Below are 1,551 nucleotides of genomic sequence, written 5' to 3'. Positions count from 1 at the left end.
GTGGTGATACTTGAGGCACTACCTAAATAGTTTTCGGAGAGAACCAGCTATTTCCAGGTTTGTTTAGCCTTTCACCCCTACCCACAGCTCATCCCCTAATTTTTCAACATTAGTGGGTTCGGACCTCCAGGGCGTGTTACCGCACCTTCATCCTGGCCATGGGTAGATCACCTGGTTTCGGGTCTACACCCAGCGACTGTCGCCCTGTTCGGACTCGATTTCTCTACGGCTCCCCKATYTGGTTAACCTCGCCACTGAATGTAAGTCGCTGACCCATTATACAAAAGGTACGCCGTCACCCCATTGAGAGGCTCCGACTGTTTGTATGCACACGGTTTCAGGATCTATTTCACTCCCCTCCCGGGGTTCTTTTCGCCTTTCCCTCACGGTACTGGTTCACTATCGGTCGATTACGAGTATTTAGCCTTGGAGGATGGTCCCCCCATCTTCAGACAGGATTTCACGTGTCCCGCCCTACTTGTCGTACGCTTAGTACCACCGTTCGGATTTCGTGTACGGGGCTATCACCCGCTATGGCGCCTATTTCCAGAGGCTTCCACTATCCRATCGACTATCACGTACAAGGCTCATCCCATTTCGCTCGCCACTACTTTGGGAATCTCGGTTGATTTCTTTTCCTGCAGCTACTTAGATGTTTCAGTTCGCCGCGTTCGCTTCACACACCTATGTATTCAGTGAGTGATGACCTAAAAGGCCGGGTTTCCCCATTCGGACATCTACGGATCAAAGCTCGTTTGCCAGCTCCCCGTAGCTTTTCGCAGGCTACAACGTCCTTCATCGCCTGTAATCGCCAAGGCATCCACCATGTGCACTTATTCACTTGTCCCTATAACGTTGGCCTCTACATGAGTAATAGAGAACGTCATAGGCAAATGACAGCTTACTTTGTTTGTTGATACATACAGATTTCTACCCTAAGTGTGCATTTGATCGTTAGATCAACTACACGCTTAAAGAAAACTTTACTTCTTCCAGATTGTTAAAGAACGAGAACTACACTTATCAAAAGACAGCATTGCCATGTTTTGATAAGGATAGTCAAACAGTCGAATGGTGGAGGATGACGGGATCGAACCGACGACCCCCTGCTTGCAAAGCAGGTGCTCTCCCAGCTGAGCTAATCCCCCCTTGATAYATGGTGGGTCTGGTTGGATTCGAACCAACGACCCCCGCGTTATCAACACGGTGCTCTAACCGACTGAGCTACAGACCCGAACTGTTCTCGTTTAACTTTATTAACAGCCGATAAGCGTGGACGCTTGATGCTGAGCTTTCGCTCCAGTGCCACTCTAGAAAGGAGGTGATCCAGCCGCACCTTCCGATACGGCTACCTTGTTACGACTTCACCCCAGTCACGAATCCTACCGTGGTAAGCGCCCTCCTTRCGGTTAAGCTACCTACTTCTGGTAAAACCCGCTCCCATGGTGTGACGGGCGGTGTGTACAAGACCCGGGAACGTATTCACCGCGGCATGCTGATCCGCGATTACTAGCGATTCCAACTTCACGCAGTCGAGTTGCAGACTGCGAT

Annotated in this window: 2 tRNA genes and 2 rRNA genes; all 4 read right to left on the bottom strand. The window is 50.3% G+C overall.

Going from position 1 to position 1,551, the window contains the following annotated elements:
• A 23S ribosomal RNA gene (locus AC1DOQ_RS26865) occupies nucleotides 1-847 on the bottom strand; the annotation flags it as partial.
• Nucleotides 848-1,072: 225 nt separating this feature from the next.
• Nucleotides 1,073-1,148 (bottom strand) — tRNA-Ala (locus AC1DOQ_RS26860).
• A gap of 9 nt (nucleotides 1,149-1,157) precedes the next feature.
• Nucleotides 1,158-1,234, bottom strand: a tRNA-Ile gene (locus AC1DOQ_RS26855).
• 80 nt (nucleotides 1,235-1,314) lie between these two features.
• Nucleotides 1,315-1,551 (bottom strand): 16S ribosomal RNA (locus AC1DOQ_RS26850); the annotation flags it as partial.

It is taken from the genome of Massilia sp. 01N417 (assembly GCF_056399645.1).
Note: the sequence above shows the minus strand (reverse complement) of the source record. Positions and strands in the feature narration are given on the sequence as shown.